13 protein-coding genes are annotated in these 19,119 nt (G+C 46.5%); 5 read left to right on the forward strand and 8 right to left on the reverse strand.

Features of this window, described 5'->3' with window-relative positions; all coding sequences use genetic code 11:
- Nucleotides 1-73 precede the first annotated feature (73 nt).
- Nucleotides 74-2,395 carry an outer membrane beta-barrel family protein gene (locus tag JCM15124_RS01815; RefSeq protein ID WP_024998045.1) on the forward strand — a complete coding sequence of 774 codons (2,322 nt, stop codon included), beginning with the start codon at nt 74-76 and terminating at the stop codon, nt 2,393-2,395.
- 326 nt (nt 2,396-2,721) lie between these two features.
- Here JCM15124_RS01815 and JCM15124_RS01820 read toward each other — a convergent pair whose 3' ends face one another.
- Nucleotides 2,722-3,045, reverse strand: coding sequence for a positive regulator of sigma(E), RseC/MucC domain protein (locus JCM15124_RS01820; protein WP_024998046.1), 324 nt, complete (start codon nt 3,043-3,045; stop codon nt 2,722-2,724).
- 61 nt (nt 3,046-3,106) lie between these two features.
- On the reverse strand, nt 3,107-4,285 hold the full coding sequence (hemW, locus tag JCM15124_RS01825; protein ID WP_024998047.1) for a radical SAM family heme chaperone HemW: 1,179 nt from the start codon (nt 4,283-4,285) through the stop codon (nt 3,107-3,109).
- A 277-nt stretch (nt 4,286-4,562) separates the two neighbouring features.
- On the opposite strand from hemW, the gene fusA2 reads away from it, so the two are divergent.
- From fusA2 to JCM15124_RS01840, 3 genes are all read left to right on the forward strand, one after another.
- A complete protein-coding gene (gene fusA2 / locus JCM15124_RS01830) occupies nt 4,563-6,725 on the forward strand; it encodes an elongation factor G2 (protein WP_024998048.1) in 2,163 nt (720 codons plus the stop codon).
- Between the two features lie 475 nt (nt 6,726-7,200).
- Nucleotides 7,201-7,947: a polyprenol monophosphomannose synthase gene (locus JCM15124_RS01835; protein WP_024998049.1), complete on the forward strand. Its 747-nt coding sequence runs from the start codon at nt 7,201-7,203 to the stop codon at nt 7,945-7,947.
- A gap of 83 nt (nt 7,948-8,030) precedes the next feature.
- Entirely contained in the window at nt 8,031-9,350 is a 1,320-nt protein-coding gene (locus JCM15124_RS01840; RefSeq protein ID WP_024998050.1) for a suppressor of fused domain protein, read from the forward strand.
- A gap of 446 nt (nt 9,351-9,796) precedes the next feature.
- Here the strand turns inward: JCM15124_RS01840 and JCM15124_RS01845 are convergent, their stop codons facing one another.
- The 3 genes from JCM15124_RS01845 to JCM15124_RS01855 all read right to left on the reverse strand — a co-directional run bounded on the left by JCM15124_RS01845 (nt 9,797) and on the right by JCM15124_RS01855 (nt 13,206).
- On the reverse strand, nt 9,797-11,011 hold the full coding sequence (locus JCM15124_RS01845; protein WP_024998051.1) for a uracil-xanthine permease family protein: 1,215 nt from the start codon (nt 11,009-11,011) through the stop codon (nt 9,797-9,799).
- Between the two features lie 111 nt (nt 11,012-11,122).
- The gene (locus JCM15124_RS01850) at nt 11,123-12,136 is read right to left on the reverse strand and encodes an iron chelate uptake ABC transporter family permease subunit (protein WP_024998052.1); all 1,014 of its coding nucleotides are present in this window, start codon (nt 12,134-12,136) and stop codon (nt 11,123-11,125) included.
- Between the two features lie 23 nt (nt 12,137-12,159).
- On the reverse strand, nt 12,160-13,206 hold the full coding sequence (locus tag JCM15124_RS01855) for an ABC transporter substrate-binding protein (protein WP_036884889.1): 1,047 nt from the start codon (nt 13,204-13,206) through the stop codon (nt 12,160-12,162).
- Nucleotides 13,207-13,409: 203 nt separating this feature from the next.
- On the opposite strand from JCM15124_RS01855, the gene JCM15124_RS01860 reads away from it, so the two are divergent.
- Nucleotides 13,410-14,876 (forward strand): SLC13 family permease, encoded by a 1,467-nt coding sequence (locus JCM15124_RS01860; protein WP_024998054.1) that lies wholly within the window; start codon nt 13,410-13,412, stop codon nt 14,874-14,876.
- 309 nt (nt 14,877-15,185) lie between these two features.
- Here the strand turns inward: JCM15124_RS01860 and JCM15124_RS01865 are convergent, their stop codons facing one another.
- Genes JCM15124_RS01865 through JCM15124_RS01875 form a run of 3 tightly spaced genes read right to left on the reverse strand, consistent with a single transcriptional unit; the run spans nt 15,186 to nt 19,090 of the window.
- A complete protein-coding gene (locus JCM15124_RS01865; protein ID WP_024998055.1) occupies nt 15,186-16,487 on the reverse strand; it encodes an NCS2 family permease in 1,302 nt (433 codons plus the stop codon).
- A gap of 26 nt (nt 16,488-16,513) precedes the next feature.
- Nucleotides 16,514-17,296 (reverse strand): NAD(+) diphosphatase, encoded by a 783-nt coding sequence (gene nudC, locus JCM15124_RS01870; RefSeq protein ID WP_024998056.1) that lies wholly within the window; start codon nt 17,294-17,296, stop codon nt 16,514-16,516.
- 36 nt (nt 17,297-17,332) lie between these two features.
- Nucleotides 17,333-19,090 carry a bifunctional metallophosphatase/5'-nucleotidase gene (locus tag JCM15124_RS01875; protein WP_024998057.1) on the reverse strand — a complete coding sequence of 586 codons (1,758 nt, stop codon included), beginning with the start codon at nt 19,088-19,090 and terminating at the stop codon, nt 17,333-17,335.
- Nucleotides 19,091-19,119: the final 29 nt, after the last annotated feature.

A 19,119-nucleotide genomic window follows, 5' to 3' on the forward strand; every position in this document is an offset into this window, starting at 1 on the left:
GTAAATAATTGTTCTTTTCTTACCTTTGCAAGCAATAACAACGAAATATCTAAACAACAACATTATGTTATCAATGAAGAAAGTGTATGCCATTGTTACAGCCTTGGCACTGTTTTCTACCGCTGCAAAGGCGCAGCAAGCCATTCGCGGTTGGGTAGCCGACGAGCAACGTTCGCCCATCGAGTATGCGAACATTATAGCCCTTTCCGTGCGCGATTCATCGCTCGTTACAGGGGCAGTAACCGATAATGGGGGCAAGTTCCTGCTTACTTTGCCTGCCAACAGCACCCAAGTCTTCTTGCGTGTTTCGGGCGTTGGTTACGAACAGCGTAATGTTTCGCTGCCCCTTGTCGGCGATACCCTGTTGTTAAAGTCGGAAGCCAAGACGATGGAAGGCGTAACCGTAACGGCTCAACGCCCCAAGATGGCAATACGAAACGATGCCCTTGTTACCACAATTGTCGGTTCGTCGCTGGCAAAAGCTGGCTCGGGCAATGATGTTCTCAAGCATATTCCGTTGCTGACGGGCAAAGAAGGCAGCTATTCGGTAATCGGACGCGGTGCAGCAGTTATATACATAAACAATAGAAAGATAACCGACGCCACCGAAATAGAGCGTCTTAACTCGTCGGACATTAAGGACGTCGAGGTCGTAACCAATCCCGGTGCCCGCTACGATGCGACGGTGAGTGCCGTTATCCGCATTCACACGGTGCGCAGGGTGGGCGACGGCTTTGGTTTCGATGCACGCACGTCGGCTTATTATTGGGAAAACTGGGACACTTACAATCAGCTCAATATGTATTATCGCCGCAACGGCTTGGAGCTGACGGCCGGTTCGGCTTACAATTTTAGCAATAACTTAAACAATCAGACCACTACCAACGAGGTACAGGCAGCTGATTTGTGGACAAACAAATGGACAGGCGAGAGCCGTTTTCGCAATACGAACAACAACTACACACTTTCGGCAGCCTACGAGTTCAATGCCAACCATGCCGTTGGCGCACGTTTCTTCACCAATTTGCTTGTCGGTGCAAACTACGGACACTCCGATTTCTCTACCGATGTACTGAAAAACAATGCGTTCTACGACCATATAGAGTCGCAAATACCGAACAGAAGCACTGCCATTCCCAACAAAAGCCTCTCGGCTTACTACGTTGGAAAGGTGGGAAAGCTGAACATCGACTTCAATACTGATTATTATTACGGCGAAGAAACCGAACTTCACACAACGAAAGAGCAAAGTGCCAACTACGATAATCGCACGGTAACATCTGCGGGAACGCACCTGAACAAGTTCTTTGCAACCAAGCTGGTGCTTTCTCACCCGCTGTTTGGCGGCAGCTTATCGGTCGGAAACGAGAACGCTTTCACCAATCACGAGCAGAGTTACACTAACCAAGAAGGCATTGTAGCCAATGCAGTATCGACCATTAAGGAGCGCAACAACGCTTTCTTCTTCGAGTACAGCCGCCCCACACCTATCGGTCAGCTTATGGCAGGACTGCGTTACGAGCACGTAAATTCCGACTATTACGACCAAGGAGTGTACAGCCCGGAGCATAGCCGCACTTACAATCAGTGGTTCCCGTCGCTCACTTTCGCAACACAAATAAAGAAAGTAGGCTTGCAACTCTCTTATTCGGCAAAGACATCGCGCCCTTCTTACAACCAGTTAGGTACGAATGTAGTTTATATGAACCGCTTTACGCGCCAGAGCGGCAACCCTACGCTGAAGCCGGCAACGCTGCACAACATCTCGTTTGTGAGTAATTGGAAACTGCTCACCTTTGTTGCCAACTACACACAGACGCATAACAAGATTATGTATTGGAACGAAAAGGAAGGCACTGATGAGAATATCACAACGCTACGCTACCGCAATTTCGACAACTTCCCGGCCCTGACACTGAGCCTTACCGCAGCACCGACAATCGGCGTATGGGCTCCGCAGCTCACATTGTTCTGCCAAAAGCAGTGGTTCGACATAGAACGCTTGGGCAGCAAGTTCGATTTAAGCAAACCGATATGGGGCTTACAGTGGGACAATTCGTTTGAATTCAACCACAATTGGACGGCAGAAGCATTCTTGCAAGTTACTTCTAAGGGTATGACAGAGAACACTGAGCTTACCAGAACCACCTGCGCATTCAACTTTTCGGTAAGAAAAACATTCCTGAACGACCGCCTTTCCGTTACCGTAGGCGTAGACGACCTTTTCAAACGCACCGCTAATCAAGTCATACTCTACACGAATAACCTTAAAACAAATGTATTTCAAGACTTCGATAGCCGTGAAGTCTACGTTACGTTGCGCTACAAATTCAACACAGCACGCAGCAAATACAAAGGTACGGGCGCAGGAGCAAACGAGCGCAGCCGTTTCTAAGCCACGACGAGGGTGCGGAAAATGCGTTTTCCATGCACCGTTTTCCGCGTTTTTCGGGGCTGAAAATGCGCTTTTGTAATTATCTGATAATCAACTCTTTGCAAACCGTCGAAATTGTCTTATAAGAGAATTAAAATTGTCTTATAAGAGAATTTAAAATGTCTTATAAGACAATTTTGAGTGTTTGCGCAGAGAGATAAAGCGTTGATAGATTATCTATTGGTTTATACACATGTATGAAAACGAAATTAAGGCAGTTTCTAAAAACCGGCTTTATTGGATTTTTAGAAACTGCCTTAAACCTGTTTTAATATGTTATGGGGATATTAATGCAAGGTAGATTTGTATTGTTCTTTTATTCGTTGTTCCACTTCTTCAAGTGTTTTGCTGCTGCTTAGTCTGCTTTTTATGAGACGGAAGCCGTACCAGACGATGACCATTCCGAGTGCTGCAAGGAGGAATGTCCATACGTTGCCAAGGTTAAAGCCCTGTATAAACTTTTCGCAGATAACGAACCCGCCAATAGACACAAGGTAATCGAGCCAACTCGACGATGTGTAGCTTTTGCTTATGCGTTGGTATTCTTCGTCGTTTGCGAGCAGTTGTTGGCGGTTGGCTTGCCAAAGCTGTTCAAATTGCTGTTCTGTCATAAATGTAAGTTTCTGTTAATTCTGCGTGCAAAGATAATGAAAAAAACGGTTTGATGCGGTTTTAAACGTACATTAATTCGCTCATAACGAAATCGCTGACGTAAATTCCATTGCGCGTAAGGTGCAGATGGTTGCGGGTTATGGCAAGCAAACCCTGCGAAATGAGTGGGGCAGAGGCTTTCGTAATGTGCTCTTTGTAAGGCGAAGGCAATGCGGCGAGGTCGATGCCGCTTTGCGTGCGCAGGGCTGTTGTTACCATATCGTTGTAGTGCGTGTCGGCATCGATGGTTTCCACTTCGCAGACAGGGCGGTTGTTCGCAATTCCATCGATATATTCTTGCAGGTTGTCTACGTTCCAACGGCGTGTGAAAAGGTTGTAGCTGTGTGCCGATGCGCCTATGCCGAGATAGGGTTTGTCCGCCCAATAGGCACTGTTGTGGCGCGAACGGAAAGGCGAAACGGCAGTATGGGCGAGTTTGGCAAAGTTGCTGATTTCGTATTGCTCGTAGTTGGCAAGGGCAAGGCGGTCGATAAGCGTGTCGTACATGGTGCGATAAAGTTCTTCGTCCATATCTTTCACTTTGCCTTTTTGCAGAAGTTGGAAAAGCGGCGTGCCCTCTTCGTACATCAGGCTGTAAGCCGAAATATGCTCAATGTCCAAGGCAATGGCTTTGTCGATGTCGGTTTGCCATTCTTGCAATGTTTCGTCGGGGAAACCGAACATAAGGTCGATGGAAATGTTTTCTATGCCTGCACGGCGCAGACGGTCGATGGCAGTCTGCACATCGGCGGTTTTGTGGCGGCGGCGCAGAAACTTCAGACGCTCGTCCGAGAAAGTCTGTGCACCCATCGATATGCGATTGATGGGCAGATGCTTTAGGTTTTCGGCAAATTCGGGCGTTATATCGTCGGGGTTACACTCAAGGGTTATTTCCATGTCGTCGCGGTTGGGCATTCTGTCGGAATGGTTTTCGGCAATGCAGCGGAATATTTTCTCGATGTGGCAGGCACGCAGTTGCGACGGTGTACCTCCTCCGAAGTAGATGGTTTCGAGGCGTTCGGCAGGGTCGGACTTCTCTCCGAAGATGTAATGCCTTTGTGTTGCCATTTCTTTGCATAGTGCGTCCACATATAAATCGACTAATGCCGACTTTTCTGCATGGGGCGTTACGGTGGAATAAAAGCCACAGTAAACGCACCGGCTCGCACAAAAAGGAATATGGATATAGAGTCCTGCCATCTTATTATATAATATAATGTATTATGCCTAAACAATAATTACTTGTTTGCAAAAGTAGCAATATCTTTTAATACTTTGCTAAAATGTTGTAAATAGTTTTGGCGGTATGAAAGAAAATGCCTAACTTAGACGGCGGTAGCGGTAAGTATTGCTTATCGCTCGACACAGAACATAATACTAACAACCTAAAGGTGGGCTTCTAAAACCAAATCTATCATAGATTGCTGCCTGCGTGTAGACCTTTTAGAAACAACCTTTTTTTTAATCTATCGTGGTTATGAGAGTATATCAGACAAACGAAATCAAGAACATTGCATTGCTTGGCAGTGCGGGTAGCGGCAAGACTACTCTTGCCGAAAGTATGTTATTTGGTGCCGGTATTATCAAACGCCGTGGCACAGTGGAAGCCAAAAACACAGTTTGCGACTATTTCCCAGTAGAACAGGAATACGGCTACTCGGTATTCTCTACTGTTTTTCATGTTGAGTGGAACAATAAGAAATTAAACATAATTGATTGTCCGGGAAGCGACGACTTCGTAGGAGGAGCGATAACAGCACTGAACGTTACCGACCAAGCCGTGATACTTATAAACGGACAATACGGACCCGAAGTAGGAACACAAAACAACTTCCGCTACACAGAGAAGCTGAAGAAACCTGTAATCTTCTTAGTCAATCAATTAGATTCCGATAAGTGCGACTTCGACAACGTGATGAACAGCATGAAGGAAATCTATGGTTCAAAGTGTGTGCAGATACAATACCCAACCCAAACGGGTGCCGGCTTCAACAGCATCATTGATGTTTTGCTGATGAAGAAATACAGTTGGAAACCCGAAGGCGGTGCTCCTATCATCGAAGACATACCTGCCGAAGAGATGGATAAGGCGATGGAGCTGCACAAAGCGTTGGTCGAGGCTGCTGCAGAGAACGACGAAACACTGATGGAGAAGTTCTTTGAGACCGAAACACTTACCGAAGACGAAATGCGCGAGGGCATTCGCAAGGGTCTTGTGGCACGTAACATCTTCCCGGTGTTCTGCGTTTGTGCCGGAAAAGATATGGGTGTGCGCCGCTTAATGGAATTTCTGGGCAACGTAGTGCCTTTCGTCAGCGAAATGGACAAGGTACACAATACACGCGGCGAGGAGGTTACACCCGACTCAAACGGCGCGGAATCAATCTATTTCTTTAAAACTGCCGTTGAACCGCATATCGGCGAGGTGAGCTACTTTAAGGTTATGAGCGGCTCTATTAAGGTTGGAGACGATTTAACCAACGCAGACAGAGGGTCAAAAGAGCGCATTGCACAGATATTTGCTTGTGCGGGGGCAAACAGAATCCCTGTCGAGCAACTTAATGCAGGCGACATTGGTTGCACCGTGAAGCTGAAAGACGTTAAAACGGGTAACACGTTGAACGGTAAGGGTGTGGAACAGCACTTCGATTTCATTAAGTATCCTAATCCCAAATATACCCGTGCCATCGAGGCGGTAAACTCTCAAGACACCGAAAAGCTTATGGCTGCCTTGCTGAAGATGCGCCAAGAAGACCCAACATGGATTATCGAGCAAAGCAAAGAGCTGCGCCAGACCATCGTGAAGGGACAAGGCGAGTTCCACTTGCGCACTTTGAAGTGGCGTTTGGAGAACAACGAGAAGCTCCAGACCGTATTCAAGGAAGCACGCATACCTTATCGTGAAACCATTACCAAGCAGGCGAAGGCGGAATATCGCCACAAAAAGCAGAGCGGTGGCGCAGGACAATTCGGCGAAGTGCACCTCATTGTAGAACCATACGCAGAAGGAATGCCCGACCCGACAATGTATAAGTTCAACGGACAAGAGTTTAAGATGAACATCAAAGGCAAGGAAGAGAAAGCCTTACCTTGGGGCGGCAAGCTCGTATTCATCAATTCTGTTGTCGGCGGAGCCATCGACACACGCTTTATGCCGGCCATCTTGAAAGGTATTATGGACTGTATGGAGCGCGGACCATTAACCGGAAGTTATGCCCGCGACGTACGTGTCGTTGTTTACGATGGTAAGATGCACCCCGTAGACTCTAACGAGCTTTCGTTTACGCTTGCTGCACGCCACGCATTCTCTGATGCCTTCAAGATTGCGGGACCGAAAATTCTCGAGCCAATCTACGATTTGGAAGTGTATGTGCCGAGCGATTACATGGGCGATGTAATGAGCGACCTGCAAGGACGCCGTGCCATGATAATGGGAATGGACAGCGAAGCCGGATACCAGAAGCTGCAAGCCAAAATTCCTTTGAAAGAATTGTCAAGCTACAGCATCTCCTTGAGTTCGCTGACAGGCGGTCGTGCAAGTTTCACAACCAAGTTCTCAAGCTACGAACTCGTGCCTAACGAACTCCAGCAGACCCTCATTGCCGAGCACGAAGCAGAGGTTAAGGACGAAGAAGAATAAACCGAAAGAACATTTTGCATTTGCAAAATACATAAAAACAGCAAGAGCCGACATGCCGTACAGCGTGTCGGCTCTTACTTTTTAAGGACAATTGCACCCCAATTCCAACGCCGTCGCAGGGCGATATTTCGTGTAGAAAAAGCACGTCCGTAATCTACAGTGTTTCAATATGATATGATGGGGTGAAAAATATGACGTCATATTTCACCAAATATGACGTCATATTTGCTCGGAAATGACGTCATATTTGTCCGAATATGACGTCATATTTTCTGAAGATGACATCATATCCGTTTAAACATGACATCACACCTATCCGGACATCTGAAAAACAGAGCCGGAAAACCCCATCGCACCTTCCCCGTACAACAGGTTTCTGCATTCTCTTTTAACAACCTTTTAGGCGCAAACCGTTTGTAACATTTGGGATATTCGGATATTTGTTTTACTTTTGCAACAAAGAATATATTTGCGTATGACAAGCGACAGCATAGTAATAATACCTACATACAACGAAAAAGAGAATATGGAGAAGATTATCCGAGCCGTTTTCGGTTTGGAAAAATGCTTCCATATCTTGGTTATCGACGACGGAAGTCCCGACGGAACAGCACAGATAGTTCACCGATTAATCGAAGAAGAGTTTGCCGACCGTTTGTTTATCATCGAGCGTTCGGGCAAGTTAGGACTTGGCACAGCTTATATACGTGGTTTCCGTTGGGCGTTGGAGCACGGCTACGACTACATCTTCGAGATGGACGCCGACTTCAGCCACGACCCCAACGACCTGCCCCGATTGTATGCAGCTACGCACGACGAAGGCTTCGATGTGGCAGTCGGCTCACGCTATGTCAGCGGCGTAAACGTTGTAAACTGGCCCATCGGACGTGTCCTGATGAGCTATTTTGCCAGCAAATATGTACGTTTCGTAACCGGATTTCACGTCCACGACACCACGGCAGGCTTTGTTTGCTATCGCCGTAAGGTGCTGGAAACCATTCCGCTCGACGAAGTTCGCTTCAAAGGCTATGCCTTCCAGATAGAAATGAAGTACACGGCGCACAAGATAGGGTTTAAGATAAAGGAAGTGCCCGTTATCTTTGTAAACCGCCGCGAAGGCACAAGCAAGATGAGCGGAGGCATTTTCTCGGAAGCCTTTTTTGGCGTTATGCGTTTAAGAATAGACGGCTGGTTCAGGAAATATCCCCCCATTAGGAATTAAATAACAGCATAATAAAGAACGCTTTCATCTCGGAGGCGTTCTTTTTATACGTTTAATAACAACCCTATTTTGTTGTTTTCACGATGAAACACATAACAAGAAACGAAGCCTTGAGACTGTTGGTGCGCGATACTCCCGAGCCTGTTGCGAGCTATTGCGACAAGTCGGTGTGGTGGTTCGTGCCTCGTGCCGTTGGCGCACTATGGGTTCAGCACCCTTTGAAGATGTTTGTCTCGTGGCTTTTTCTGCTTATGTTGCCTTTGATTTATGTGCAGAAAAACATCGAATTTGCCACAATAGGCATACCCATTGTCTTGTTTTGTATTCTTGCCTACTATGTTTATATATACGGAAAGCTCCACAAAGCATTAAAACTCAATACTTATCGCATCGACGAAGAAGGCATATCGGTGTCGATAACCACAGACGATGGCATTCAGGCACGCTATCTCACCACGCCGTTCTCGCTGATTAAGGATATATGGCTGGCGCGGAAATACATTTATATTGAGACAGCAGACAAAACAGATATAGGCGTTGTCTACCTTTTTTCCGACGAACCCGAGCGCATTTTGGGCAATATCGTATCGTATATGCAGTTGGAAAAGAAAAACAACGAGGACAAGCCCTTACCTTATTATAGTGCAGAGGAACGTAAAGACCTACGGAAATTCGTGGAAGAACGCTTCGGAAAGATTGACGCAGTGTTGCACGATACCGACGGCGAAGGCTTTCCCATCGACATTGTCAGCATTCCGCCCACCAAGCAACACAACTACCGGACGCTCTGCACTATCGGCGCAGGTGCCATTCGTGTGCCCAACGAGGAGTATTACGAGCGGTCAGACAATGGCGAAATCATTTTCGACGGAACCAAATATACTGATGGCTTTGTGGTGGAACACTTTGAATACGTTATGTATCTGCCGCCCGATTGGAACGTAACCGATGCCGATTTAAGCAAAGGCAGCAACTATTGGTATCTCCGCTTGCTGCGCGATGTCGTGCAATATACCTATTACAACTTCCAATTTCAGTTGGGCGACACGCTAAGCTACAATGACAGCGACAGCGAAAAACTGTCGTTCGATGCTTCCACCGACTTCTTTGCCATGCTGATGCTGTGTCCGCTGCCCGATGTACCCAACGAAGTGTTTGCCAATATAGGCGGGCGCACCATTCAGTTCCACCAAGTTGTGCCCATCACCGTCGAAGAATGCAACTATATAAGTCAGCATTCTGCTGCCGACTTTATGAAGAAATATATGAGCATAGACGCTGTTCGGTTGGACGGCGAACCTATGGACGTGAAGCACAAACAATATTCAGAAGCACTTATCTCGCACTTCGAACGCCATATAAAGGGGGCAAATGTCGTAACGATGTACCCACAACAAAAGTAAGTAATTACCGTTTGCCAAAACCGAAAACACAACAATATTTCCTTTTTGGTAAGCAGAAAGAAGACGAAAAAAGTGTAAATGTTTTTCACAAGCGTATCTGTCGTGTAACTTGTTTGTTGTCAATGCGTTGCAAAACCTATTGTTTTGCGTTCCAAAAGCGGCTGTTTTGCACGGTAAAACCGTAGGTTTTGCATCGCAAAACAGCCGCTTTCGCAACGTCAAATCAAAATTATCGTTTTTCTTCAGAATTATATTTACAAAACAAGAGCGATTTCCTATCTGTTTGTCCAAAATTTCTATGGCTTCTAAAAATACTATAATTTCTAAACGAGCTTGCGGTTTACACTCGTCAATATGCCCAACAAAAAGCGGGGACAAAAGCATAAAAGCATTGTTGTTCCCGCGGTTTTATGTTGAGTTATAGTAAGTTTCGCGTTACAAAAGCATTATTCCGTCGTGTCTTCTTCTTTTGGGTGTGGCAGCACAAGATTAAGTAAGACACCTACAATAGCCGACAACCCGATGCCGCTCATGGCGAAATTGCCATAAGTAAGGATAGCTCCGCCAATACCAATGGTAAGCGTTACCGAAATGATGATGGTGTTTCGGGTGTGGTTTAAGTTCACTTTGTGCTGTATAAGGTTCTGTATGCCCACCGAAGCGATAGTACCGAAGAGCAGCAACATAATACCACCAAGCACGGCAGCAGGTATGCTTTGCAACAGCGCACTGAGCTTTCCGATTACCGAAAAGACAATGGCTGTGGCTGCCGAAATGCGAATAACCTGTGGTTGAGTGATTTTTGTGATGCTCATAGCACCTGTAACTTCGCTGTAAGTAGTAACAGGAGGACCGCCAAAGAAACTTGCTGCAAGGCAAGCCAACCCGTCGCCGAGCATTGTCCGGTGCAGTCCCGGGTCTTTCACGAAGTCTTTCTGTGCCACGGCTCCTACCACATAAACGTCGCCAATATGCTCGATAACGGGTGCAATGGCAACCGGAATCATGAAAAGGAAGGGTTCCCAAGCAAATTGCGGTAAGTGGAAGTCGGCTAATGCGGGCGGTAATGCAAACCAAGGTGCAGCTGCTACGTTCGAGAAGTCTACTTCGCCCATGCAAATGGCTGCAATATAACCTGCCACAATGCCGCAAACCACGGGCACGAGCTTTATTAGTCCTTTGCCCAAAGTAAGCACCAAGATAGCCACCGTGAGCGAAATGCCGGCCAGAAGCCAGTTGTTTTTAGCCATATCCACTGCTGAACTCGAGAGCGAAAGTCCAATCAAGATGATGACAGGACCTATCACGACAGGTGGAAAAAGTCTGTTTAGCAGTTTCCTGCCTTGCCATTTAATGAGTGCCGACATAAGGAAATAAACCAGCGAAACGCCGATAATGCCTGCCAATGTGCCGGGCATTCCCCATTGTTTCGATGCCGAAATAATGGGCGCAATGAAAGCAAACGACGACCCGAGAAATATGGGCACCTTGCCTTTTGTGGTTAAATGGAAAATGAAAGTTCCGATACCTGCCGTAAAAAGGGCAGTGGCGGGGTCGAGCCCGACGAGCAACGGAACGAGAACAGTTGCGCCAAAAGCCACGAAAAGGAATTGTACGCCTACTACCGTTCGTCTGAATGGTGATAAATTAGTTGTGTTCATTCTTATTAAATTAGATTAACCGCGTAGCTCGCACTACGGATTTTGTTTGCAAAACTACAAAAAATAATCCAACTGCTAAAAGCTAATTGGATATTTTTCTGTCGGTTTTTGCTAACCTTTCGATTTCATAAGTACATAAATTACTACGGGTGCACCGATTAAAGGCGTTACGGCATTGAGCGGAATAATGCCGCCTTCGCCCGGTAAATAGCAAATAAGGTTGCAGAAAAGAGCTGTCAGCGCACCGCTAAGAATGGTAGACGGCAACAGCAAACGGTGATTTTCGGTGGTCAGCAAGAGCCGGGCGATGTGGGGAACAGCCAAGCCTATGAAACCTATCGGACCGCAGAAAGCAGTGGTTATGGCTGATAACAGACCTGTAACAACCAGCAAATAGTTGCGTGTCCGGCGTGTGTTGATGCCCAGACTCTCGGCATATTGCGTTCCGAGCAGTAAGGCGTTGAGCGGTTTCATAAGCAGTAGGGAGCAGAAAATGCCTATGCTGACAATTGCCATAAATACGGGAATGTGTTCCATGGATACGCCTCCGAAGTTGCCCATGCCCCATATCATATAGCTTTTTACGCCTTCTTCGGTGGCAAAGAAATTAAGCAACGACACTACGGACGACGACATATAGCCTACCATAATGCCGATAATGAGCAGCAAGACGCTGTTTCTGACGATGAGCGAGAAGAAGAATATCAATGCCGTTACAGCCATCGCGCCTGCAAAAGCTGCCACCAACACAGCCATGAAACCCGATACCGAGAACAGAACAGTAGACACATTGCCACCTAAAAGCAACATTACGAGTGCCACACCCAAGCCTGCTCCCGCATTGATACCGAACACGTCGGGCCCTGCCAATGGGTTTCGGAAGGCGGTTTGCAGCATCAAACCGCTTACTGCAAGTGCACCACCGCAGAACATTGCCGTAATTGCTTGCGGCAAACGGTTCTCTAAAACGATAAAACGCCAACTCTCCTTGCCTTCAAATCGACCTAAGAAAATATCCGCAATGTCGTTGAATGGAATGCGTACCGACCCGATATAAAGGTTCAGTAAGAACAGAATAACGATGCCAAGTGGCAGCAGAACAAATGCCCAAGTATTCTTTTTCATTGTCTGAAAGGTTTCTGCCGACTTTATAAACGGTGGTAATAACGCATCGAACCGGACCGCAAATCGGGGTGGAAGAGTTGGATAAGGTCAGCCAAAAGCCGGTCCGGACGCCAGCTAACCTCCTCGAAATAGGGCGTTTTGTCTACTTGACAACCGTAAATTTCGCCTGTTTGGAAGGGTTTTAATGCTGTGTAGCCTTGGTATTCGGCTAAGAGTTGCTGCTTGTTGAAGTTGCCGTAGTAGCTGAAAATCCAAAAATCAGCCTGCCCGGCTTTGTCCAATACCGTTTCAAAAGGCAGTGCAAGACTCCCGCTCTTGTTGTTGTCGGCAAACGCATACTTACCGTTGGCATCTTTATAGAGCAAGCCCACGCTGCTCTCGCCGCCCGGCATATACCACACACTGCCTGTTTTGCGGTCGGGTAGTACCGAAAGCGTTTGCTTGGAAGTCTTTGCTTTGGCTTTCAAAGTAAGGTAGTTGCTTTCCACTACCTTGAATAATGAGTCGGCAGCGTGCTGACAACCGAACAGAATACCATAGAACTTAATCCATTCGGCGCGTCCTAATGCAGAGGTTTCCATGTATTCCGCACATTCGATAATAGGGATTTTAATCTCGTCTAACTTGCCGTAGCCACCGCTGTTCTCGAACGGAGAGAGCAACAAACCGTCGGGCTTAATGTCGATAATCTTCTCTATGTCGGGCTTCATACCGTCGCCACAATCGGCAATGGATTTTGTTTGAAGCCGTTTTTGTACGTCGGGTATCAGCATATACTTCGCATCGGCAACACCCACAATGGCATCTTGTGCGCCCAACATTTCCATTAGGTTGGCGTGTGCTGTTGTAAAGAACACCCCGCGCTTCATCGGCACTTGCACAAGCGTGCCGTCTGCAGGCTTTTCTGCCTTGTCTGCATCTTCCACCAAATAGTAGGTGTGCAGTGTCTTGCCCTTTTTCCAAGGGTTGGAAAGGGTAACCTTGATGCCGTCGGAAGTACGTTCCATTTTTATATTCTCGGCATATTTAAATACCAATGTGCTGTCTGTCGGAGCATCGGTATTCGCCATTTTGGCTTTGTTGTTGCTACAACCGAAACACAGGCTTAATAATAAGAGGTGTAGAAGCAATGATTTTCGCATAATGAAAGAATATTTTCGACAAAAGTACAAAAAATGTTTCGATTTTTGTAAGAATGCAAACTTTTTCGTAATTTAGTACCCAATTTAAGTAACTATATAAACAATCATTTTTAATTAATTACATTTTTACCATGTCAGAGAATAATTTAAACACGCTGTCTACGCACATTGAAATGAAGAAAGTATGGCAGCTTTTAGGAATTGTGCTGATAACAGCCATTGTTTGGAACCTTCCCATCTCAGTGTTCGATATTGATGGACTAACCGTTGTGCAGCAACGCATCATTGCCATCTTTGTTTTTGCAACGCTTTCTTGGCTGACCGAGTGTATTCCGGCTTGGGCAACGTCGTTGGCAATTATGACTATAATGTGTGTAACCGTGTCGGAAAACTCGTTTCAATTCTTCAAAGGCGATGGAATAGGAGAGCTATTGAAGTCTAAAGAAATTATGGCGTCGTTTGCCGACCCTATTATTATGTTGTTCTTGGCTGGTTTTATTCTTGCCATTGCTGCGTCAAAGTCGGGTCTCGACACGCTGTTGGCTAAGAATATGATACGTCCTTTCGGAAACAAGAGCGAGAATGTGCTGCTCGGTTTCCTATTCATAACAGGTATTTTCTCGATGTTTATTTCGAATACAGCTACTGCTGCCCTTATGCTAACGTTCTTGACACCCGTCTTTGCATCGTTGCCGGCAAACGGAAAAGGGCGTATCGCACTCACGATGTCTATTCCGTTGGCTGCCAACTTGGGTGGTATAGGCACGCCTATCGGTACTCCTCCGAATATGATTGCGATGAAATTCCTGAACGACCCTGACGGTTTGAACTTGGGAATCAGTTTCGGTCAGTGGATGCTCATCATGACTCCGCTTGTCATTATCCTGCTACTTATTTGCTGGCGCGTAATTCTTCACTTCTTCCCGTTCAGCAAGAAAACCATCGAATTGGAGATTAAGGGCGAAGTACACCGCGGTTGGCGTATGTACGTAGTAATTGCTACCTTCATTATAACGATTTTGCTTTGGATTATTCCGAAAGAAATTACAGGCATCAACACAAACACTGTGTCGATGATACCGATGGGAATTTTCGCCATAACAGGCGTTATTACGGCAAAAGACTTGCAGCAAATCGACTGGAGTGTTATCTGGATGGTAGCCGGAGGTTTTGCGCTCGGTCTTGGTATGAACGGTTCCGGGTTGGCTGATGTTGCCATCGAAAGCATTCCGTTCGGCAGTTGGAGTCCTATCGTTATTCTCATCGTTTCCGGTCTTATCTGTTACTTCTTGTCGAACTTCATTTCCAACACTGCTACGGCAGCCCTTCTGATGCCTATTTTGGCTGTAGTTTGCCGTGCAATGGGCGACAAGCTCGATTTTATCGGTGGCACCAGCACTGTTCTTCTCGGTGTGGCGATAGCCGCTTCTACTGCGATGTGCCTGCCTATCTCTACTCCTCCGAATGCCATTGCTTACTCAACGGGTTTAATAGAGCAGAAAGACATGTTGAAAACAGGTCTTACCTGTGGTATCATTTCCCTTGTATTGGGTTACGGTCTCTTGTTCATTGTGGGCGAGTTGCACCTCTTAGGCTAATCAGAACATATACAGAAAATAAAAGGGTCGCAACCTTTCGGGGCTGCGACCCTTTTGTTTTGTTTTTTGAATAATACGACTTGGTATTGTAAAGATTATTCTGACGGAAAACGATAGTTTCGATTTTGCGTTGCGAAAGCGGCTCTTTTGCGATGCAAAACCTACGCTTTTACCGTGCAAAACAGCCGCTTTGAGAATGCAAAACAATAGGTTTTGCAACGTTTTGATAGCGAATGAGTTAGGTGAAACGCATTCTTATGAAAAATGTTTGCGCTTTTATCGCTCGCTTTCTGCTTATAAATATCGCTTTTATCCTAACACAAAGTTGAGGACGAAGAGGACGGACAGAATGCAGAGCGTCCAGTTCAGGTCTTGCCAACGGCGTGTGCAGAGCTTCATAATAACGAACGAGAGTATTCCCAGACAAATGCCATCGGCGATAGAATAGCAAAGTACCATCGTTATCATCGTTATGAAGGCAGGGAAGGCTTCGGTCATGTCTTGAAGGTTTATCTTCTTTACAGAGTCGAGCATAAGCACGCCTACCATAATGAGAGCTCCGCTTGTGGCTGCACTCGGAATAAGCAGGAACACCGGAGAAAGGAATAGGGCAACGATGAACATGCAGCCTACAATGAACGACGTTACGCCCGAACGACCGCCTTCGGCTATTCCGCTGGCACTTTCTATATAGGTAGAGATGGTTGAACTGCCGAGCATGGCACCGCAAGTAGTACCAATGGCATCGCTCATCATCGCTTCGCTGACGCGCGGAATGGTTCCGTCTTTGCGCACGATGCCCGTTTTCTCAGCCAAGCCCATAAGGGTTCCGATGGTATCGAAGATGTTGATAATGAGCAAAGAGAAAACTACAAGACCGGTTTTGAGGCTCAATAAGCCTGAAAAATCGAATTGGCAGAAGATGGGCGAAATATCTTGTGGAGCGGAAACCGGCAACCAATGTTCCGGAATATTGGTTACACCCATCGGTATTCCGATTAAGGTTGCAGCAATGATGCTCCAAAACAATGCACCTTTAATGTTGCGTGCCATCAGTACACCGCTAAGCAGGGTGGCAAAAATACCCAGCAGACAGGGAGCGGTAAAAGCACCCAAGCCCACGAAAGTGCCTTCTTTCGATACGATAATCTCTGCATTTTTAAGACCGATGAAGGCAATGAACATACCGATACCTGCGGAAATGGCATAGCGTAGATTGTTCGGAATGGCGTTGAATATCATTTCACGCACGTTGAAGAATGTTATCAAGATGAACACAATGCCCTCGATGAGCAGAATGGCAAGCGAGTTTTGCCACGAATAGCCCATTGCTTGGCAAAGCGTATAGGCAAAGAATGCGTTGAGACCCATTGATGGTGCTTGCGCAAAAGGCAACTTTGCCATAAACGCCAATAAGAATGTGGCAATCGCCGAAGCCAATGCCGTGGCAGTAAAGAGTGCGCCTTGGTCCATGCCGGTAGACATAAGGATAGACGGGTTCACTGCCAGAATGTAACTCATAGTGAGGAATGTTGTTACACCTGCTATCAGTTCGGTGCGCAACTTCATTGTTTTAGGGTCGAAGCCCAATGTTTTTTCTAAAAAGTTCATACGATTTTTAGTTTGTATTTGGATTATTATTTGTTGTTTTTCGTGTTTTCAAGCCAGTCGTCTATCAACATTCGGGCGATTGATAACTTTTCCGGCAGGTTGGGCAGGTTGTCTTTTCCGAACCAACTTCCCTTGCAAAGCTCGTTCCATTGCAAATGTATTTCGCCCCCAACGTAGTCGGCATTGTAGCCCACCATTATGCCGCAAGGGTACGGCCACGGCTGCGAACCGAAGTAGCGGAGGTTGTTTATCTGTATTCCGGTTTCTTCCAAAACCTCTCTGTGTACGGCTTCTTCGAAGGTTTCGCCCGTTTCCACGAAGCCTGCCACTAAGCCGTAGTGGTTGTCTTTAAAGTTTTTCGCTCGCACCAAAAGCACTTCTTCGCCGCGATGCACCAATACAATGACGGCTGTTGAAACCTGTGGCCACACCTCTTTGCCGCAGTTTGTGCAGCGTTTGGATATTTCGCTGTTCAGTTTCATCGGTGCTCCGCAAACGCCACAGAACCGTGTGTTTTGGTTCCAATATAGCAGTTCGTAGCATTTTCCGGCTTTCAGATAAAACGTTTGTGCGAGTTTGTAATAGCTGTTGCGCAGTCCGCACATTTCGAACGCCGGGTTGTCGGTCAGCGGCATATCTATGCTTACGGCTTTAACATGTGTTCCGTCGGGCATCGGGTCTATATCCAATACCTGCGACCACGCTTTCAGTGGGGTAGGACAGCTTTCCGATAAGGGGATTGTATAGCCGTCGGCGGTCTTTTCCAACACGATGTCGGTTTTGCAAAATACAAACCAATAGCACTTCATTTCTCTATCCTTTCCTCTTTTCTGAATACTTTTGGGCTATTCGCCGAACAGTATTTTGCGGTCGCGGGCGGCAGCCTTGTCGGTCCATTCCGTAGGTACGAACTTCCAGTTGTTGTTGGGTTGCGGGTTCAACGTACCTGCTTTCTTAATCTCTTCCATAAGATAATGGCGTTGGTCGCGCTCGCTTCGCCATACAATACGACTTTTCAGCCGGTCTTGCGGAATGCCTGCGCCCTTGGTAAGAAGCTCTCCTCCGCCGTTGCCACGATAGCTGTTTATTGCCACTGTATAGTATTTTGTTTCGTCGAAAGGCTGTCCGTTGCTCATTCTTAGTATGTTTACTTTCTGTCCGTAAGGCTTTGTTACATCCACTTCATAGTCAATTCCTGCGGCAGAGTCGAAGTTGAACGAGAGGTTTTTAAAGCCTAAGCGTTGCGAATCGTCCCTTGTATCTTCCGAAAGCAACAGCAAATGGTCGTCGGGAGACTTCATTGTGTTCACCCAAAGGTTGTAGCTCATCTCCAGATAGTCCTTTATTTCCTTGCCCGTCAGGCGCATGGTGTAGAGCTGGTTCTCGTATTTGTAAAGACTGAACATATCGCCTACGGTTATCGCACCTGCTTTAATGGTCGATTTAAAGCCCAAAGGCGCATTGAAAGCAATATCTGCTTTCGTGATTTGAAGCTCTAAATTAAGGATTAAATCGTTGAAGGCAGAGTTGCCAAAGAAGCAGTCTTTCGTGCTGATGGTGTTTTCAAAACGTCCGATTTCGGTGTTTGCCCAATTCTTTACCTCGTTTATTTCGTTCTCGAAATGTGCCATGAACGACTTGTCTACGGCAAGATTAGCCACATTTACCAACTCTCCCGACTTCTTAATGATGTTGAAACGTTTGCCATTCTTCGCTTTTTCTTTTGCCGGCGATAAGGTTATGGTTGCCACGGCAACCTTTTGCGCATTGTTGGCAGGGTCGAGACACAACACTTCTTTGCCGTTTTTGTTGGTTACGGTTATATTGCGTGGCTTGTGGTCGTGCCCGAAAAACACCACATCGAAGCCGTCTACTTCTTCCGCAACCTGCTTTGAAGCGTCCTCAATATAGTCGGGTGTCGTTATACCACCGTCCCAACCGGAGTGGAAAAGTCCTACGATAACATCGGGTTGCTCGTTTTCCTGCAATGCCGCAACAGTCTTTTTTGCCGACGAAACCATTTCGTCGAAGCGCAAACCCTTCCACAAACCCTCTTCCAACCAATTGGGAATGGCAGGTGTAAGCATACCTACGACAGCCACTTTCACGCCGTTTTCCTTCTTGATAATGGTGTAAGGCAACACGTATGGCTTTTGTTTCTGCGTGTCGATGATGTTTGCTCCCACCACAGGACAGTTCAGTTCGCGTATCCATTTATCGTAAACGGCGTGCCCGGTTTCTATATCGTGGTTGCCAATACTCGACGCATCGTACTTCATAAAGTTTATGACGCCGGCAGCAATGTTTTCCTTTTGTGTCTGAATGTAGTTGTAGTAATAACTTATCGGTTGCCCTTGCAGAATGTCGCCATTATCTAAAAGGTACACATTCTCTGCGCCTTGCTTCTGCCTTAAATCCTTAACAAAGGTTGCAACCCTTGCCATCGACCCTGCTATCGGCTTGCGCGTGATGAAGTCGTATGGGAAGAACGAACCGTGAACGTCCGATGTTTCTACCAATGTTATTGTTATATCTTTGTTCTGAGCCATTACTCCGGAACTGCTTAATGCTAATGCCATAAATGCAAGTAAAACTCTTTTCATATATATTTGTTGTTAAAATGTGCTGCGAA

This window comes from Prevotella falsenii DSM 22864 = JCM 15124 (genome assembly GCF_000613945.1).
Lineage (GTDB): Bacteria > Bacteroidota > Bacteroidia > Bacteroidales > Bacteroidaceae > Prevotella > Prevotella falsenii.